The organism is Methyloparacoccus sp. NF-16 (genome assembly GCF_056880625.1).
In genome coordinates, this window is record NZ_CP174130.1 from 2,763,722 (window position 1) to 2,780,186 (window position 16,465).

The 16,465-nt window shown below is 65.8% G+C and carries 13 protein-coding genes and 1 other RNA gene; 2 read left to right on the forward strand and 12 right to left on the reverse strand.

Features of this window, described 5'->3' with window-relative positions:
- Positions 1-51 precede the first annotated feature (51 nt).
- A complete protein-coding gene (locus ACH5N8_RS13060; protein ID WP_483281628.1) occupies positions 52-957 on the reverse strand; it encodes a 5'-nucleotidase in 906 nt (301 codons plus the stop codon).
- A 197-nt stretch (positions 958-1,154) separates the two neighbouring features.
- On the opposite strand from ACH5N8_RS13060, the gene ACH5N8_RS13065 reads away from it, so the two are divergent.
- A complete protein-coding gene (locus ACH5N8_RS13065; protein WP_483281629.1) occupies positions 1,155-1,619 on the forward strand; it encodes a hypothetical protein in 465 nt (154 codons plus the stop codon).
- A 148-nt stretch (positions 1,620-1,767) separates the two neighbouring features.
- Here the strand turns inward: ACH5N8_RS13065 and ACH5N8_RS13070 are convergent, their stop codons facing one another.
- The 7 genes from ACH5N8_RS13070 to mfd form a co-directional block, all read right to left on the reverse strand.
- Entirely contained in the window at positions 1,768-2,541 is a 774-nt protein-coding gene (locus ACH5N8_RS13070; RefSeq protein WP_483281630.1) for a WecB/TagA/CpsF family glycosyltransferase, read from the reverse strand.
- A 109-nt stretch (positions 2,542-2,650) separates the two neighbouring features.
- On the reverse strand, positions 2,651-2,995 hold the full coding sequence (locus ACH5N8_RS13075) for a histidine triad nucleotide-binding protein (RefSeq protein ID WP_483281631.1): 345 nt from the start codon (positions 2,993-2,995) through the stop codon (positions 2,651-2,653).
- A gap of 57 nt (positions 2,996-3,052) precedes the next feature.
- A complete protein-coding gene (gene recR, locus ACH5N8_RS13080) occupies positions 3,053-3,649 on the reverse strand; it encodes a recombination mediator RecR (protein WP_483281632.1) in 597 nt (198 codons plus the stop codon).
- A gap of 22 nt (positions 3,650-3,671) precedes the next feature.
- Positions 3,672-3,995 (reverse strand): YbaB/EbfC family nucleoid-associated protein, encoded by a 324-nt coding sequence (locus ACH5N8_RS13085; RefSeq protein WP_460026787.1) that lies wholly within the window; start codon positions 3,993-3,995, stop codon positions 3,672-3,674.
- A 28-nt stretch (positions 3,996-4,023) separates the two neighbouring features.
- Positions 4,024-5,709 (reverse strand): DNA polymerase III subunit gamma/tau, encoded by a 1,686-nt coding sequence (gene dnaX / locus ACH5N8_RS13090; RefSeq protein ID WP_483281633.1) that lies wholly within the window; start codon positions 5,707-5,709, stop codon positions 4,024-4,026.
- A gap of 51 nt (positions 5,710-5,760) precedes the next feature.
- Positions 5,761-5,857: signal recognition particle sRNA small type (ffs, locus tag ACH5N8_RS13095), an RNA gene on the reverse strand.
- A gap of 109 nt (positions 5,858-5,966) precedes the next feature.
- Positions 5,967-9,425, reverse strand: coding sequence for a transcription-repair coupling factor (gene mfd / locus ACH5N8_RS13100; RefSeq protein ID WP_483281634.1), 3,459 nt, complete (start codon positions 9,423-9,425; stop codon positions 5,967-5,969).
- Positions 9,426-9,633: 208 nt separating this feature from the next.
- Between mfd and ACH5N8_RS13105 the strand changes: the two genes are divergently transcribed.
- Complete coding sequence (locus tag ACH5N8_RS13105) at positions 9,634-9,954, forward strand: H-NS histone family protein (RefSeq protein WP_483281635.1); 321 nt, start codon at positions 9,634-9,636, stop codon at positions 9,952-9,954.
- Positions 9,955-10,183: 229 nt separating this feature from the next.
- Here ACH5N8_RS13105 and ACH5N8_RS13110 read toward each other — a convergent pair whose 3' ends face one another.
- The 4 genes from ACH5N8_RS13110 to mdoH all read right to left on the reverse strand — a co-directional run bounded on the left by ACH5N8_RS13110 (position 10,184) and on the right by mdoH (position 16,461).
- The gene (locus tag ACH5N8_RS13110; RefSeq protein WP_483281636.1) at positions 10,184-11,074 is read right to left on the reverse strand and encodes a carbon-nitrogen hydrolase; all 891 of its coding nucleotides are present in this window, start codon (positions 11,072-11,074) and stop codon (positions 10,184-10,186) included.
- Positions 11,059-12,132: an agmatine deiminase family protein gene (locus ACH5N8_RS13115; RefSeq protein WP_483281637.1), complete on the reverse strand. Its 1,074-nt coding sequence runs from the start codon at positions 12,130-12,132 to the stop codon at positions 11,059-11,061. Before ACH5N8_RS13115 ends, ACH5N8_RS13110 begins: the two co-directional genes overlap by 16 nt.
- A gap of 80 nt (positions 12,133-12,212) precedes the next feature.
- Entirely contained in the window at positions 12,213-14,273 is a 2,061-nt protein-coding gene (locus ACH5N8_RS13120) for a carbon starvation CstA family protein (protein ID WP_483281638.1), read from the reverse strand.
- A 133-nt stretch (positions 14,274-14,406) separates the two neighbouring features.
- On the reverse strand, positions 14,407-16,461 hold the full coding sequence (gene mdoH, locus ACH5N8_RS13125; protein ID WP_483281639.1) for a glucans biosynthesis glucosyltransferase MdoH: 2,055 nt from the start codon (positions 16,459-16,461) through the stop codon (positions 14,407-14,409).
- Between the last annotated feature and the right edge of the window lie 4 nt (positions 16,462-16,465).

Consider the following 16,465-nt stretch of genomic DNA (forward strand, 5'->3'; position numbering starts at 1 on the left):
AGCACGGGTCGGCAGCGGCGCTGGCCCCTCCCCGGAGCGGGCGCCCCGCCCTCACGCCGGGGGCGTGTCGAGGTTGGCCACGCCATGCGGAACATGGCCGGTGGCGACGTGCTGGCTGGCGGAATCGCAATGGCCCTGCTGGTCGTCGAAGAAGATGTCGGCGCCGAAGGCGCTGAGGAAAGGACCCTTGGCCTTGCCACCGAGGAACAGCGCCTCGTCGATGCGGATGTTCCAGGCCCTGAGGGTTCTGACCACCCGCTCGTGCGCCGGCGCCGCCCGGGCCGTGACCAGCGCCGTGCGGATCGGCGACTCGTCGGCGTCGAACAGGGTCTGCACATGGTGCAGGGTCGCCAGGAAGGCCTTGAACGGACCGCCGGACAGCGGCTTGCGCGCCTCGGCGGCCTCGTACTCGGCAAAGGCTTCGAGGCCCTGCTCCCGGTAGATGCGCTCCGACTCGTCGGAGAACAGCACGGCATCGCCGTCGAAGGCGATGCGCAGCTGGCCGGAATCCGTGGCCGGCTTGGCCGAAGCCAGGATGGTGGCGGCGGCATGCCCCGCCGCCAGGGCCTTTTTCACATCCTCGGCGTTGCTCGAGAGGAACAGGTCAGCCCCGAAGGCGGCGATGTAGCCGAACGGCGATGCCCCGCTGGTGAAGGCGGCGCGGACGATGTCGAGTCCATGATGGCGAATGGAATTGAACACCCGCAATCCGGTATCGGCGCTGTTGCGCGACAGCAGGATCACCTCGACGGTCGGCTGGCGCAGGGTATCGTTGATCGCCAGCAGTTTCCTGACCAGGGTAAAGGCGACCCCGGGCGCGAGGGTTTCCTCCTCGTGCTCGATCTGATAGCGACAGAAGGCTTCCTTGCCGCCTTCCTCGAAAATGCGGTGGGATTCGTCCAGGTCGAACAGGGCCCGGGAGGAAATGGCCACGACCAGTTTTCTGGCATCCGTCATGTCTGTGTCTCCCGACTGCTCATCCTGCTGTCCCGACGGCCTCGGGACGGGCGGAAACCAATGGAAAACTCGCTGGTCTGACGGCCCGCGTCCGCACGGTTCGGTGTAACCTAACGAATCCGGCCCGGCCACCGCCCGCGGCGGTCGGGCCACCCATCTGCCCACTGATCATCCAGATAACGAATAAAGGCAAGCAAATGAAAGACTTCATCACCAAAATGATCCGCAGCAAATATTCCGTGCTGTACCTGATCCTCTTCATCGGTGGCCTCTACATGCTGCAGGAGAAGGCCATCATGCCGCTGGTCATGAGCGTGGTGAAGTCAGAGGTTTTCTTCGAGAAGCCGATCGAGGAAAACGAACCGCTTGGCAAGCTGGATGCCAAGACCGAGCGTACAGGATACGCCTTGGCCCATTGTCGCAAGGAGGTCAAGGACAAGGGCGATCTGCCCGACAACGTCGAATTCCTGGATGACCAGTACGAGGCCTGGGCCCTTGGCAACCGCCAGTACCTGATCCGCTCCAGCGTGCGGCTGGTCGAGCCCGGGAAGGGCCCGGTGGTCAAGCTCTACGCCTGCACGGTCCGCATGACCGGCGAGGATCAGGCCAGCCCCGACAGCTGGACGACCCTTGGCCTGGATTTCAATCCCGAGGCGGAGTAAGACCTGCCACCCGATGGGCCGGCCCCTCGCGGGCGGAAACCGGCCCGTCGGGACATGCCGGCGTCACACGACCCCGCTCAGGCTCACCGGCTGATCAGACGCCAGTCACCGTGATCGGCCAGCCCCCCGGACCGCCTGACCACAGCCCTCAGCGCCCGCCCTGCCCGAACAGCCGATAGCCTGCCGCGCGCAGCAGGAACAGCGGATTGCCGAGCACATAGCGCTTCATCATGCGCCGAGGCTCCAGCCAGAGGCGGTAAAGCCACTCCAGCCGGCAACGGCGAAGCCAGCGCGGCGCGCGGGGAATGCTCTCGCTCAGGAAGTCGAGCAATGCCCCGACACCGCAGGCGATGCCAACCTGCAACTGCGCTTGGTGATCGGCGATCCAGTGCTCCTGCAGGGGATTGCCGAGCGCAACCAGCAGCAGGTGCGGGCGGGCGTCGTTGATGGCCTCGAGCAGTTCCGCCTGATCATGGTCCGAGGAATAGCCATCGCGGACCCCCACCACCCGCACGGCGGGATAGCGGGCCTCGATGCTGCGGGCGGCCAGGGCCGCCACGCCGGGCCTGGCACCAAACAGGAACACCCGCAATGCGTCCCGCGCCGCGGTGCGGTGCGCGAAAACGCGGGGAAACAGGTCCGTGCCGTTGAAATTCTCGAGAAACGGGCGGCCAGCCAGGTGCCCGTAGATTTCCAGCCCGACGCCGTCGTTGAGCACCAGGGAAAACCCGTTGAGGACCTCGCGGAACCCGCGGTCGGCATAGGCCAGATTGACGGTATGGGCATTCACCAGGGCCAGCGTGACGGCGGGACCGCCCGGCCGGGTATGGGCGTCGAACCATGCCAGGAATGCCTCGAAGCCGAGGCGGGCAACCCCGATGCCCAAGCAGTCGACGGCCGCGAGCTGCTGTTTGTCCGGCATGGCTCACCCTCCGCAAACGCTATGGATGGATACCCGATGCGGCAGCGGATGCCTGGCACTGCGCCCCATCGCAGCCATCCGGCGGACCGGCACGCCTGTCAGCGCCGCTTCAGCCTGGCGGCCATGTGAGGCGCCGGCCACCAAGCACGTGCAGGTGCAGGTGATAGACCTCCTGACCGGCATCGCCGCGGCAGTTGATCACGGTGCGGTAACCGCCGGCGGCGAGCCCCTCGCGCCGGGCGACCTCCTGGACGGCACCGAGCAGTTGCCCCGCCAGGCCCGGTTCGTCGGCCGGGAAATCGTCCAGGGTCGGAATGTGCCGCTTGGGAATCACCAGCACATGCACCTTGGCCTGTGGGCGGATGTCGCGGAAGGCCAGCACGTGCTCGTCCTCGTAAACGACATCCGGCTGTATCTGGCCAGCCACCATCTTGCAGAAGAGACAATCCGTCATCGCGACCTCGCTGTCGACAAGGAAAACAGGCCCGCTGGCCAATCTACCGCAGGCGGTTCAGAAAACCTTGCGGCCATTGAAGGCATGGGACAGAGTGGCGCTGTCAACGTATTCGAGCTCGCCACCAAGCGGCATGCCGTAGGCCAGACGGGTGGCGGTGATGCCATGCCGCTGCGCCATTTCATGAATGTAATGCGCGGTGGCTTCACCTTCGACGGTGGTATTGGTGGCCAGAATGATTTCGGCAATTTCGCCCGATTGCAATCGCCGCTCGAGCAGATCCAGCCGCAGCTCCGCCGGGCCGATCCCGTCCAGCGGCGACAGCCGGCCGTTGAGCACGAAAAACAGGCCCCGGAATGCGGTGGCCTGCTCGATCGCCTGCGCCTCCGCCGGCGTCTCGACGACGCAGAGCAGCGATCGCTCGCGGCGCGGGCTGGCACAGAGCGGGCAGAGTTCGCCCTCCGTGAGGGTCCGGCACTGGGCGCAGTGGCCGATGGCGTCGAGAGCATGCAGCAACGACTCGGCCAGCTGCCGCGCGCCCACCCGATCCCGTTGCAGCAGGTGGAAGGTCATCCGCTGGGCGGATTTGGGACCGACCCCCGGCAGGCAACGCAAGGACCGCATCAGTCGCGCCAGGGCGCCGGCGGGTGGCATGCGGCACGCCTCCGGTTACGACTCAGAACGGCAGCTTGAATCCCGGCGGGAACTCGATGCCGCCAGTCAGGCCGGCCATCTTTTCCTGCTTGAGATGGCTGACCTTGTTGACCGCATCGTTGAAGGCGGCGGCCACCAGATCCTCCAGCATGTCGCGGTCGTCATGGAGCAGGCTGTCATCGATCTGTACCTGGCTGACCTGGCGCTTGCCGTTCATGGTGATCCTGACCAGCCCGCCGCCCGACTCGCCGGTGATCTGTGCAGCCGCAATCTCGTCCTGGACCTGCTTCAGGTTTTCCTGCATTTTCTGGGCTTGCTGCATCAGGCCTGCCAGGGGACTCTTCATGATCGGTCTACTCCGTTACGTGGGTCGTTCAGGGAATGGGTTTGGTGCTGCCGGGCACGATACGCGCGTCGAACAGTTCCCGAAAGGCACGCACGCTCTCGTCCTGCTCGATCTCCGCCTCCGCCGCCTGCTGGCGCTCGTCCCGCTCGCGCTGCAACTGGATCGCAGGCGTTTCGGCAGCCGCCGCCTCGAGGCGAATCTGCAATCGCAGCGGCCGGTTGAAATGGGCCTGCAGGGCCTTTTCCAGCGCGGCTTCCGAACGCGGGCTGCGGAGATGCTGCAACCTGGGGTCGAGGCTGAGCTCGCACTGCTGCCCTTCGAGGCGCAGCAGCACGGCATTGTTGGCCAGTTCCCGCGTCATCGCCGTCAGGCCCATGGCCCGGATCAGCGCCGGCCAGTCCGGCGCCGCCCCGGGACCGGGCGGTGCCGGCGGAGCCGCTGGCGGCGACCGGGACGCTGCCGGGTTGCCGTCGTCCGGAACGGCCATGGATGCCGGTGCCGGTGGCGGCGCAGACGCCGGTTTGGCCAGTTGGGGCATGGCGGGCGCAGCAGCGACCTCGGCCGGCCTGGCGGGCGCGGCGGACGACGGCTTGCGGGGCGACTCCGGGGAAGCGGAGCGAACGGCGGCAGCCAGCGGCCGGAAGGCCAGCATGCGCAACAGCACCATCTCGAAGCCCAGACGCGGTTCCGGCGCCAACGGCAGATCGCGCTGGCCGATCAGGGCGATCTGGTACAGCAGCTGCAGATCCTCGGCCGGCACGCTGGCGGCGATGCCGAGGAGACGCTCGGCCTCCTCGTCCCGCCGCACGGCATCCGGCACCCACTGGCCGAGCGCGGCGTGATGGAGAATGATCAGCAGTTGCTGGAGCACATCGGCGTAATCGGGCGCGTGCTGATCCATGGCATCGATCAGACCGAGCAGCGCCTCGGCATCGCGGGCCAGGATGGCATCCAGCATCTCGAATACCGGTCGCCGCGCCACAGTGCCGAGCATGGCGGCCACGGTGGCCTCGGCCAGGCTGCCGCCACCATGCACGATGGCCTGATCCATCAGGCTCAGGGCGTCGCGCAGCGAGCCATCGGCGGCCCGCGCCAGGGACTTGACCGCATTGGCGTCAAACGTCACCGACTCCCGGTGCAGGATGTCCTCCAGCTGGCCGCGGATCTGCTCGGGCGTCAACCGCTTGAGGTTGAACTGCAGGCAGCGCGACAGCACGGTGACCGGGATCTTCTGCGGATCGGTGGTGGCCAGCAGGAACTTGATGTGCGGCGGCGGCTCCTCCAGCGTCTTCAACAGGGCGTTGAAGCTGTGCGTGGAGAGCATGTGTACCTCGTCGATGAGGTAGATCTTGTAGCGCCCCTGGGTCGGCGCGTAGAGCACGTTGTCGAGCAGTTCGCGGGTATCCTCGACCTTGGTCCGCGAGGCCGCGTCCACCTCGACGAGATCGACGAAGCGTCCCTCGTCGACATCGCGACAGACCGCGCATTGACCGCAGGGCTCGGCGCTGGCGCCGCGGGACTCGCAGTTCATGGCCTTGGCCAGGATCCGCGCCACGGTGGTCTTGCCCACGCCGCGGGTACCGGTAAAGAGATAGGCGTGATGCAGGCGCTCGAAGCTCAGCGCATGGGTCAAGGCGCGAACGACGTGGTCCTGACCGACGATTTCACCGAACTGACGGGGACGCCACTTGCGGGCCAGTGCCTGATAGGCCATCGCGGTTCAGGGAGAAGAGGGGCCGGGAAAGGCCGCGTGAGGGGTGGCAAGTCGCGCCAGCCACACCCCGGCACACGAATCCGCTGCTACCGTTGCTCCCTTCCGGGCCTGGCGGGGTTTGCAGCGTATCATTGCGAGGGGACCGACACGACTCGCCATTGAACTCTGGCCGGCACCCGCGGAAGCGGGATGCCAAAGGAGGCATTATGCGGGAAGCCGCCCTCCGGTTCAACCCTGCATGCTGTCGGCGACACGGCTCAAGCCGCGGGTGCCAGCCGCTCCACCAGGGCTTCCACGAAGGCGATGCGCGACTCGGGCGTGTCCATGACCTGGACGAAGCGCAGCCTGTCCTGCCCATCCAGCTTGTAGGTCTGCGGCTGGGACTGGATCAGGGTGATCACCTGCAAGGGATCGACGGCGGGAGCCGGACCGAACAGGAAGCGCCCGCCGCCGGGCCCCGCCTCGATCTTGCGGATGCCGAGCCGCTCGGCGTGCAGCTTGAGTCCGGTGATGGCGAACAGCGTCTTGGCGGCGGGTGGCAACAGCCCGAAACGGTCGATCATTTCGACCTGCAAGGCGCGCAGTTCCTCCTCGCCGCGGGCATTGGCGATGCGCTTGTAGAGCACCAGCCGGGCATGGACATCGGGCAGATAGGTTTCCGGAATCAGCGCCGGCGCCTGCAGGTCGATCTCCGGACCCGCATCGTGCGGCAGCAGGTCCAGCGCTGGCTGCTGGCCCGCTTGCAGGGCCTTGACGGCCCTCTCGAGCAGTTCGGTATAGAGGCTCAGGCCGATCTCCTGAATCTGGCCGCTCTGCTCGTCGCCCAGCAGTTCGCCGGCACCGCGGATTTCCAGGTCGTGCGACGACAGCATGAAACCGGCGCCCAGTTCGCCCGAAGCCTCGATCGCCTCCAGACGCTTGACGGCGTCGACTGTCATCAGGCTTTTCGGCGGCACGATGAGGTAGGCATAGGCGCGATGATGCGAGCGCCCTACCCGGCCGCGAATCTGGTGCAGCTGCGACAGGCCCAGCCGGTCGGCCCGATTGATGATGATGGTGTTGGCGCTGGGCACGTCGATGCCGCTTTCGATGATGGTGGTGCACAGCAGCAGGTTGAATCGCTGGTGGTAGAAATCCAGCATGATCTGCTCCAGCTCCCGCTCGGGCATCTGGCCGTGGGCGATGCGGATGCGGGCCTGCGGCACTAGCGTGCCGAGATCGCGGGCCATCTTCTCCATGGTCTCGATCTGGTTGTGCAGGAAATACACCAGCCCGCCGCGCTTGATTTCGCGCAGCACCGCCTCCTCGACCAGCCCGCTGTCCCACTCGCTGACAAAGGTCTTGATGGCGTGCCGGTTGGGCGGTGGCGTCGCGATGATGGAGATATCGCGCAGGCCCGACATGGCCATGTTGAGCGTGCGCGGAATCGGCGTCGCGGTCAGGGTCAGGAAGTCCAGCTCGCTGCGGAGCTTCTTGAAGTACTCCTTCTGCGCCACGCCGAAGCGTTGTTCCTCGTCGATGATGGCCAGGCCGAGCGCCTTGAAGACCACATCCTTCTGCAGGATCTTGTGGGTGCCGATGAGGATGTCGATGCGGCCCTCGGCGACCTCCCGCAGCACGGCTTCCTGCTGCTTCTTGCCGACGAAGCGCGACAGCGTCTCGACCCGTATCGGCCAGTCCGCATAGCGGTCGCGGAAATTCTGGAAATGCTGCTGGGCCAGGAGCGTGGTCGGCACCAGCACCGCCACCTGCCTGCCGTTCTGGACGGCGATGAAGGCGGCGCGCATGGCCACCTCGGTCTTGCCGAAGCCCACGTCGCCGCACACCACCCGGTCCATGGGCTGCGGCGAGGCCAAATCCCGGATGACATCGAGAATGGCGGTTTCCTGATCCGGCGTTTCCTCGAACGGGAAGCCGGCGGCGAAGTTCGCGTATTCCTCGGTCACCGTCGAATAGCTGTGCCCCTGGCGCGCGGCGCGCTTGGCATAGATATCCAGCAGCTCCGCCGCGACGTCGCGCACGCGCTCCAGGGCCTTGCGGCGGGCCTTTTGCCACTGCTCGCCCCCCAGCCGGTGCAGGGGCGCGGTTTCGGGGCTGGCGCCGCTGTAGCGGCCAATCAGGTGCAGGGAGGAAACCGGCACGTACAGGGTGTCCTGATGGGCGTATTCCAGCGTCAGGAATTCCCCCTCGATGCCGCCGACCGTCAACCGGGTCAGCCCCATGAAGCGGCCGACCCCATGATCCTGATGCACCACCGGCGCACCGATTTCCAGCTCCTCCAGGTTGCGCAGCAGCTGGTCGATCTTGTGGCCACCGCTCACCCGCCGCCGGCGCCGCTGCTGGACCCGTTCACCCGACAGCTGGGTTTCGGTGATGATGGCGATATCCGGCTCGGCCAGCCAGAGTCCGTGATCCATGGGCGCCACGACCAGTCCCAGCGCGTCCGCCCCATCGATGAACTGGCGCCAGCCATCGAGCACCCTGGGCTTGATGCGGTAGCGCCCCAGCGTTTCCAGCAAGGCCTCGCGGTGACCGGCGGTTTCGGCTGTCAGCAGCGTGCGCCGGCCCGGCGCCTGCAGGAAGGCGATCAACGCCTCCGCAGGCGTCTTGAGCCGCGCATTCAGGGCGAGATCGGGCAAGGCCCGGCAGCCGTCATCGGTGCTTTCGTCAGCCGCGCCGTCACTGGTCTGCGGAGACAGCACGACCACGGGGCAGCGGGCCAGATGCTCGCCGAGCGCCGAGGGCGGCAGAAACAGCCGCGCCGGAGGCAGGGGCGGACGATCGGGATACTGGCGTCGCAGCTGGTAGCGGGCCTCGGTATCGGCGAAGAACCGTTCCGCCGCGGATTCAATCGCGCCATGCAGCACCACATGGGTGTCGGAGGGCAGGTAATCGAACAGCGTTTCGGTTTGCTCGACGAACAAAGGCAGGTAATAGTCGGTACCCCCCCCGGCGATACCCTTGCTGATCTCCTGATACAGGGCATGCGTGGTGGACGCTTCCGGGAAGGCCTCCCGAAACGCCTGCCGAAAACGCTTGATGGCGGCCTCATCGAACGGATACTCGCGGGCCGGAAACAGGTTGATGGCATCCACCCGCTCGCTGGAGCGCTGCGATTCCGGATCGAAGATGCGGATGGATTCCACCTCGTCGTCGAACAGCTCGATACGGTAAGGCACCTGGCTGCCCATGGGAAACAAATCCAGAATCGAGCCGCGTATCGCAAATTCGCCGTGCTCCAGCACCTGCTGGACGCAGTGATAACTGACGCTTTCCAGCCGCCGGCGGGTTTCCTCCAGACTCAGGCGGCTGCCGGGCTTGAGCACGAAGGTATTGCCCAGAACGTGCTGCCGGGGCGCCAGCCGCTGCATGAGGGTGGCGACCGGCGTCAGCAATACCCCGCGCCGGATGCGGACGAGCTCGGCGAGGGTTTTCAGGCGCTCGGAGACGATTTCCGGCAAGGGCGAGAAGGTATCGTAGGGCAGGGTTTCCCAGTCGGGAAAGTGCAATACCGGCGCGGAACCCCCCAGGAAAAAACCTATCTCATGCTCAAGCCGGACAGCCGTCTGGGTATCCTCGGTGACCACCACATAGAGGCAATCCTCCCGCTGGATGGCCTGGGCCAGGGCCAGGGCGTCGCCGCATCCGGAAAGTCCTGTCCAGGCAATGCGGTGACCGGGACGCCCGGGGGTTAGGGGGGTGAAGACTCGGGACATGGAACTTAACCTGTGCGTTGTCGGTATGGGGCCGTAATGCCTGTGTGGACGACTTACCAAGGGGTGGACCCGCGCTTGGCGCCGAAGCAAGATATACAAGCCTGCCGCGACGGGTTTATCCACCCGGATTTTTTGTTTATACTAGCTGCCGATAAATCGGATATTTATCAGCGAAATACAGTCACAGCCACATTTACAGAGGTAACACATGAACATCGACCTGGAAACGCTATCGGAAACCGAACTGGCCAGCATGATTGCCAATGCCCAGCGGGCCCTCAAGGAAAAGCAGCATGGCAAGCGCCGGGAAGTGATTGCGAAAATCAAGGAACTGGCAGCCTCCATCGGCTGCACCGTCGATATCCACGAGGGAGACAAACCTGCCGCCACGAAGCGCGGCGGCAAGGTGGCGGCAAAATATCGCAACCCGCACAACCCCGAGCAAACCTGGACCGGCCGGGGCATGAAACCGCGCTGGCTGCAGGCCCTGCTCAGCCAGGGTCGCGACATCAGCGAATTCCATATCTGATCTGATCGTCGGAACGACACCGGGGGGGCCGACCCAGGGTTACCCCCCTTTCGCTGCACCCACCGTATCCCCCGGATGCCGCGCGCACGGCGGGATTCCATCTGCCGGGCAAATCCACCCCGAAACCCGCTCCGGGCCGAAAACGCGAGGAACCGGCATTACCGGTTCTGCCACGACCGCATGGCACACGACCGATCGCCGGGCCGCACCGGCCTGTCCGGTCGCAGGCTCAATCGATAAACCTCCGCGTCAAGGCCGCATAGGCATCGATGCGGCGATCCCTGAGGAAAGGCCAGATACGGCGCACGTCCTCCGAGCGCTGCCGATCAATCTCGACCAGCAAGACCTGCTCGTCAGCGACCCCGGCCTGCGCCAGATATTCCCCCTGCGGCCCCACTGCGAAACTGCTGCCCCAGAAGCGGATGCCCCGGGTCTGGCCACCGGGATCGGGCTCCAGCCCAATGCGGTTGCAGGCGATCACCGGCAGCCCGTTGGCAACCGCATGGCCACGCTGGACCGTGATCCAGGCATTCCGCTGGCGCTCCTGCTCCTCGCCGTCATCGTCGGGATTCCAGCCGATGGCCGTCGGATACAGCAACAGGTCGGCACCTGCCAGCGCCATGAGACGGGCGGCCTCCGGGTACCACTGATCCCAGCAGACCAGGATACCCAGCTTGCCGACCGAGGTGGCAATCGGAGCAAACCCCAGATCCCCGGGGGTAAAGTAGAACTTTTCGTAATAACCGGGATCGTCCGGAATGTGCATCTTGCGATACTTGCCCGCCAGACACCCATCGCTTTCCAGCACCACCGCCGTATTGTGATAAAGCCCCGGCGCCCGCCGCTCGAACAGGGAGGCCACGATTACCACTCCGAGTTCGGCGGCGACTTTTCCGAGTTTATCGGTGGTCGGGCCCGGAATCGGTTCCGCCAGGTCGAAGCGCTGCGTATCCTCGGTCTGGCAGAAATAGGGGCCGAGATGCAACTCGGGCAGCAGGATCAGGCTGGCCCCGCGAGCGGCCGCCTCGCGGATGCCGCGCAGGGAAACGTCGAGGTTCACCCGGGGATCAGGGTCCCCGCAGGCCTGCTGGATGAAGGCAAGGGTCAGTTTCGATGACATGGGCGTTCGCTCGGGACAATGGCGGCCGGAAACTGCATGGTCATGCAGTGCAGGCTCCCGTATTGGCGAATCAGCGGCAGGCAGTCGATGGCGATCCGTTCGCGATCCGGGAAGCAGTCGGCCAGACGCTCCAGCGCCACCTCGTCGGCGGGATCGCCGTAGACCGGTATCAGGACCGCGCCGTTGACGATCAGGAAGTTGGCGTAGGTGGCGGGCAGACGGTCGCCCGTCTCGCTGCGGATCGGCCGCGGCATGGGCAGCGGCACCAGCCGGTATGGCCGGCCCTGGCGATTCCTGAAGGTCGCCAACTGCTCGGCCATGGCGGCGAATTCGCCGAACAGGGGGTCGTCCGGCTGATCGCAGGTCGTGTAGGCGATGGTGTCGGGCGAGCAGAAGCGCGCCAGCGTGTCGATGTGGGCATCGGTATCGTCGCCCTCGGCATGGCCGTGTTCCAACCACAGCACGTGATCGGCGCCCAGGTATTCCCGGAGCCGGGCCGCGATCTGTTCCTGCATGCAGGCCGGATTGCGGTTGGGATTGAGCAGGCAGCGGGCGGTGGTCATCACCGTGCCGGCACCGTCGCTTTCGACGCTGCCCCCCTCCAGGACGAAATCCACCGCCCGCAGCGGCGTCGTGCCGAGCACACCGGCGTCGTGCAGACGACGGGCCAGCGCGGCATCGTCGGCATGCTCGTACTTGCCGCCCCAGCCATTGAAGCGGAAATCCAGCAGTTGGGGGCCGGCCGAACCCATCACGCCGAGCGGGGCGGTATCCCGCACCCAGACATCGTTGTAGGGCAGTTCAACGCAACGGACCCGATCGAGATCCACCCCACGCGCCCGCAAGGCAGCCTCGATATTCAGCCGATGCGACGCGGATCGGCAGGCCACGATCAGCGTTTCCCGGGCCGCGACGGCCTCGGCGATGCAGCAATAGGTCGCTTCGACCTCGGTCAGCCAGGGGCTGAAATCCCCATCGGCATAGGGCCATGCCAACAGCACGGCGGATTGTGGCGCCCATTCGGGCACGAGCCGGGTACGCGCGTCTTCTGAAATCACGATCAGGGTCACAACGGGTTGCAAAAGCGGCGAATTCTACCCGAAAAGACGATTCCGGCCGGTCGGGCGGTGGCAACCCCTCAATCCCGGACCCAGTCCTCCACCAGCCGGCTGGGGATATGCGGCGACTCGCTGGACGGCGGATGCGGACGTTTGGCGACGATGGCGGCGCAGACGCGCAGGGTCTCGAACGCCAGAATCCAGGACACGGCGATGAACAGCGCCGTCAGGCCGGCATCCAGATAATCGTTGAAGATGAGCTGCGGCGCCTTGGCGGCCTGCTCGGCGGGCAGCGCGCCGGTCGCCAGTTTGTCGGACAGGTCGCGCGCATGGGCCAGGAAGCCGATGCGCAACTCCGGGCTGAACAGCTTCTGCCAGGCGGCGGAACTGGTGACGATCAGCAGCCAGACCAGCGGCACGCCGGTGACCCAGGCGTAACGGAGTTTGCCGCTCTTGACGATGATGGTGGTCGCCACGCACAGGGCGATGCCGGCTAGCATCTGGTTGGCGATGCCGAATAGCGGCCACAGGCTGTTGATGCCGCCCAGGGGATCGATGACGCCGGTGTAGAGCAGCCAGCCCCAGCCCGTCACCACCAGGCCGCTGGTGAAAATCACCCCGGGATACCAGGACGTCCGGCCCAGCGCCGGCACGTAGTTGCCGAGCAGGTCCTGCAGCATGAACCGCGCCACGCGGGTGCCGGCGTCCAGCGTGGTCAGGATGAACAGCGCCTCGAACATGATGGCGAAGTGGTACCAGAGCGACAGCAGCGTGTCGCCGAAGGCGCTGGCGAACAGCGTGGCCATGCCCACCGCCAGCGAGGGCGCGCCGCCGGTGCGGGCGAACAGCGTGGTTTCGCCCATTTCCCGGGCCAGCGCGTTCATCTGGTCCACCGTAACCGGGAAGCCCCAGCCCGAAATTTTCGCCACGGCGGCGGCCGCGTCCGCACCGACCACGCCGGCCGGGCTGTTGATGGCGAAGTACACGCCCGGGTCCAAGACGGTCGCCGCCACCATCGCCATGATGGCGACGAAGGATTCCATCATCATCGCGCCGTAGCCGATGAAGCGGGCGTCCGCCTCGTTGGCCAGCAGCTTGGGCGTGGTGCCGGAGGAAATCAGCGCATGGAAGCCGGAAATCGCCCCGCAGGCGATGGTGATGAAGACGAAGGGAAACAGCTTGCCGCCGAAGATCGGCCCGGTGCCATCGACGAAGCGCGTCACCGCCGGCATCTTGATCTCGGGATGCAGGACGATGATGGCCACCGCCAGCGCGGCGATGGTGCCCAGCTTCATGAAGGTCGACAGATAATCACGCGGCGCCAGCAGCAGCCACACCGGCAGCACCGCCGCCGCGAAGCCATAGCCGATGACCATGTAGGCCAGCGGTTCCGCGCCGTAGTCGAACACGGCCCGCCAGGCCGGATGATGATCGATGAACCCGCCACCCCAGACCGCCAGCAACAGCAGGCTCACGCCCAGCGCAGTCGATTCGATCACCCGCCCCGGCCGGAGCTTGGTCATGTAGACGCCGACGATCATGGCAATGGGAATGGTCGCGCCCACCGTCGAGGTCGCCCAGGGGCTGTGCTTCATGGCATTGACCACCACCAACCCCAACACCGCGATGAGAATGATCATGATGCACATCACACCCAGCATGGCCGTGTTGCCGCCGACAGGGCCCAATTCGTCACGCGCCATCTGCCCCAGCGAGCGCCCGTCACGACGGATCGAGCAGAACAAGATAACGAAATCCTGCACGCAGCCGCCGATCACTGCGCCGATCAGAATCCACAGCGTGCCCGGCAGATAACCGAACTGCGCCGCCAGCGTCGGCCCGATCAGCGGTCCCGGCCCGGCGATGGCGGCGAAGTGATGACCGAAGACGACCCACTTGTTGGTCGGCACGAAGTCACGCCCATCGTCGAGGCGCTCAGCCGGCGTCGCCCGGGTTCCATCCAGTACCAGCACCCTGGCCGCGACGAAGGCGCTGTAGAAGCGGTAACCCAGCGCGTACACGCACACCGCGGCCGTCACGAACCAGAGGCTGTTGACCGGCTCGCCCCGGTTGAGGGCGATGCCGCCCAGCGAGGCGGCACCCAGCAGGGCCACACCCAGCCAGGCAAGGAGTCTGCGCATATCCATCATGGGTTACTCTGGAGGTCTTTACACGGAATCCGGACAACCGGAACGAAGCGGATCACGGCCACGCGCCACGCGCCACGAACGCGAGACGCCAGTGGCGCGGGCCAGTCGCGGGAAAAACGATCCGTCAGCCGCGGTTCTCGTCCCGCCCGCCCCGCGCCAGGGTATGCAACCGTACCAGGGTCTCCGGATCGGAGATCAGGCTGCGCTTCTCCGCATTGGTCAGATTTTCCGGCCCCTCTTCGATCAGCTGGTAAACCAGCGCCCGCAGCTGATGCCGTTGCCGCTTCCGCACCGGCCGGTTGGGCAGCAGCGCCAGATGCAGGGCGCAGATGCCGGGGTCGGCCACATGCCGGCCTTCGCCGTCGGCCAGGGTCGCGGTCGCGGCTTCCACACGGGCAAGGTTTTCATCGAGCAGTTCAAGGACGCGGGGGGGGCGGTATTCCTCCGGCGTCAGGAACAGGCCCAGACGGCGCGCCGCCTGCCCCACCCAGGCGCTGCTGGAGAGCATGGAAATCGGTATCGACAGCACCAGTCCGGCCAGTACCGGCACCAGCCACAGGAAAAAGCCGGGCACGTAGCGATAGCTGACCCAGCCGGCCACCAGGCCGATCAAGGTATGCTCGCCGTGCGCCTGGATCGCTTCCCACAGGCTGAGCCGGTGATCGTCGCGGTTCTGGGGCGGCCAGCCCACGCTGCGCCGCATCAGGATCGCAAACACGAACTTGCTCTGGTAGATCATCAGCACCGGCGCGGTCAGCATGGAAAAGACGCTTTCCAGGAAAACGCTGAGGCTGGCCCGGATCAGTCCGCCGTACCCCTTGAGCCGGCGCCAGTGCAACAGCCCCAGGATCAGGCTCCAGATCTTGGGCAGGAACAGCATGGCCAGCGTGACCAGGAGGACGGTGGTCATTTCCACCGCGTAGGACTCCGGCCATACCGGGAACAGGTTGTCGCCGAAGAAGTACACCGGCATGGTCTGGCTCATGACGTAGGCTTCAAAGCCCGTCAGCACCAGGAACAGCAGCCAGAGCGGCGAGGACACATAGGACATGATGCCCATCAGGAAATACAGACGGCTCAGGCCGGAAAATCCCTTGGCAAACACCATGCGCAGGTGCTGCAGATTGCCCTGGCACCAGCGACGGTCGCGCTTGGCATAGTCGATCAGGGTCGGCGGCAGTTCCTCGTAGCTGCCCTTGAGCTCGGGGGCGATCCAGACCTCCCATCCGGCCTCGCGCAACAGTGCGGCCTCGACGGTGTCATGGCTGAAGATTTCCCCGCCGAAGGGCTCGCGTCCGGGCAGCTTGGGCAGACCGCAGTGCCTGACGAAAGGCTCGATGCGGATGATGGCGTTGTGCCCCCAGTAGCCGCTGCTCGACAGCTGCCAGTAATTGATGCCCCAGATGAAGATGTCGCCGTAAAAATTGCTGGCAAACTGGAGGATGCGGGAAAACAGCGAGCGATGGTTGGCCGGCAACGGTGGCGACTGGATCAAGGCCACGCCGGGGTGGGCCTCCATCAGGCCGACCATGCTCACCAGCGTTTCGCCGGCCATGATGCTGTCGGCGTCCAGCACCACCAGGTAGCGGTAATGCCCGCCCCAGCGGTGGCAGAAATCCTCGAGATTGCCACTCTTGCGGGCGATGTTCTTCTCGCGGTTGCGATAGAAGATGCGGCCATGGGCATCGAAATCGACGCACATCCGGTACCAGTTGGCCTCCTCCTGCATCCAGCAATCGGCATCCCGGGTGTCGCTGAGGATGAACAGGTCGAAGGCATCGCCCTGCCCGGTCTCCTGCAGGGATTGCCAGATGGCGCGCAGGCCGGCCGTAACCCGCGTCGGGTCTTCGTTGTAGATCGGCATGACCAGAGCGGTGCGGGTCAAGCCGTCGCCCCCGGCCGCCGCTTCAGGGGGCATGCGCCCGATGGAATACCTGTCACCGCCCCGGAGGAGCACCCAGAATCCCAGCGTGGCCGTCCAGAAAGACGTGCTGACCCAGAGGATCAGCAGCGTATAGAGCAGCAGCAGAAGGAGTTCGGTGGGCGTGAGGCCATTCTGCTGGAAGGCGCTGGTGATCATGACCAGCGCGAGGAACGTCGTCAGCACCACCAGCACGAGAAACAGGATGCGCCGGTAGGCGACCACACCCGCGGGCAGAATGTTGGCAGCAGGGGACATAGGT

Bases quoted from the DNA above. Each gene is read 5' to 3' on its own strand.
- ACH5N8_RS13060 (WP_483281628.1), bottom strand. From the start codon at position 957: ATGACGGATGCCAGAAAACTGGTCGTGGCCATTTCCTCCCGGGCCCTG.
- ACH5N8_RS13065 (WP_483281629.1), top strand. From the start codon at position 1,155: ATGAAAGACTTCATCACCAAAATGATCCGCAGCAAATATTCCGTGCTG.
- ACH5N8_RS13070 (WP_483281630.1), bottom strand. From the start codon at position 2,541: ATGCCGGACAAACAGCAGCTCGCGGCCGTCGACTGCTTGGGCATCGGG.
- ACH5N8_RS13075 (WP_483281631.1), bottom strand. From the start codon at position 2,995: ATGACGGATTGTCTCTTCTGCAAGATGGTGGCTGGCCAGATACAGCCG.
- recR (WP_483281632.1), bottom strand. From the start codon at position 3,649: ATGCCACCCGCCGGCGCCCTGGCGCGACTGATGCGGTCCTTGCGTTGC.
- ACH5N8_RS13085 (WP_460026787.1), bottom strand. From the start codon at position 3,995: ATGAAGAGTCCCCTGGCAGGCCTGATGCAGCAAGCCCAGAAAATGCAG.
- dnaX (WP_483281633.1), bottom strand. From the start codon at position 5,709: ATGGCCTATCAGGCACTGGCCCGCAAGTGGCGTCCCCGTCAGTTCGGT.
- mfd (WP_483281634.1), bottom strand. From the start codon at position 9,425: ATGTCCCGAGTCTTCACCCCCCTAACCCCCGGGCGTCCCGGTCACCGC.
- ACH5N8_RS13105 (WP_483281635.1), top strand. From the start codon at position 9,634: ATGAACATCGACCTGGAAACGCTATCGGAAACCGAACTGGCCAGCATG.
- ACH5N8_RS13110 (WP_483281636.1), bottom strand. From the start codon at position 11,074: ATGTCATCGAAACTGACCCTTGCCTTCATCCAGCAGGCCTGCGGGGAC.
- ACH5N8_RS13120 (WP_483281638.1), bottom strand. From the start codon at position 14,273: ATGCGCAGACTCCTTGCCTGGCTGGGTGTGGCCCTGCTGGGTGCCGCC.
- mdoH (WP_483281639.1), bottom strand. From the start codon at position 16,461: ATGTCCCCTGCTGCCAACATTCTGCCCGCGGGTGTGGTCGCCTACCGG.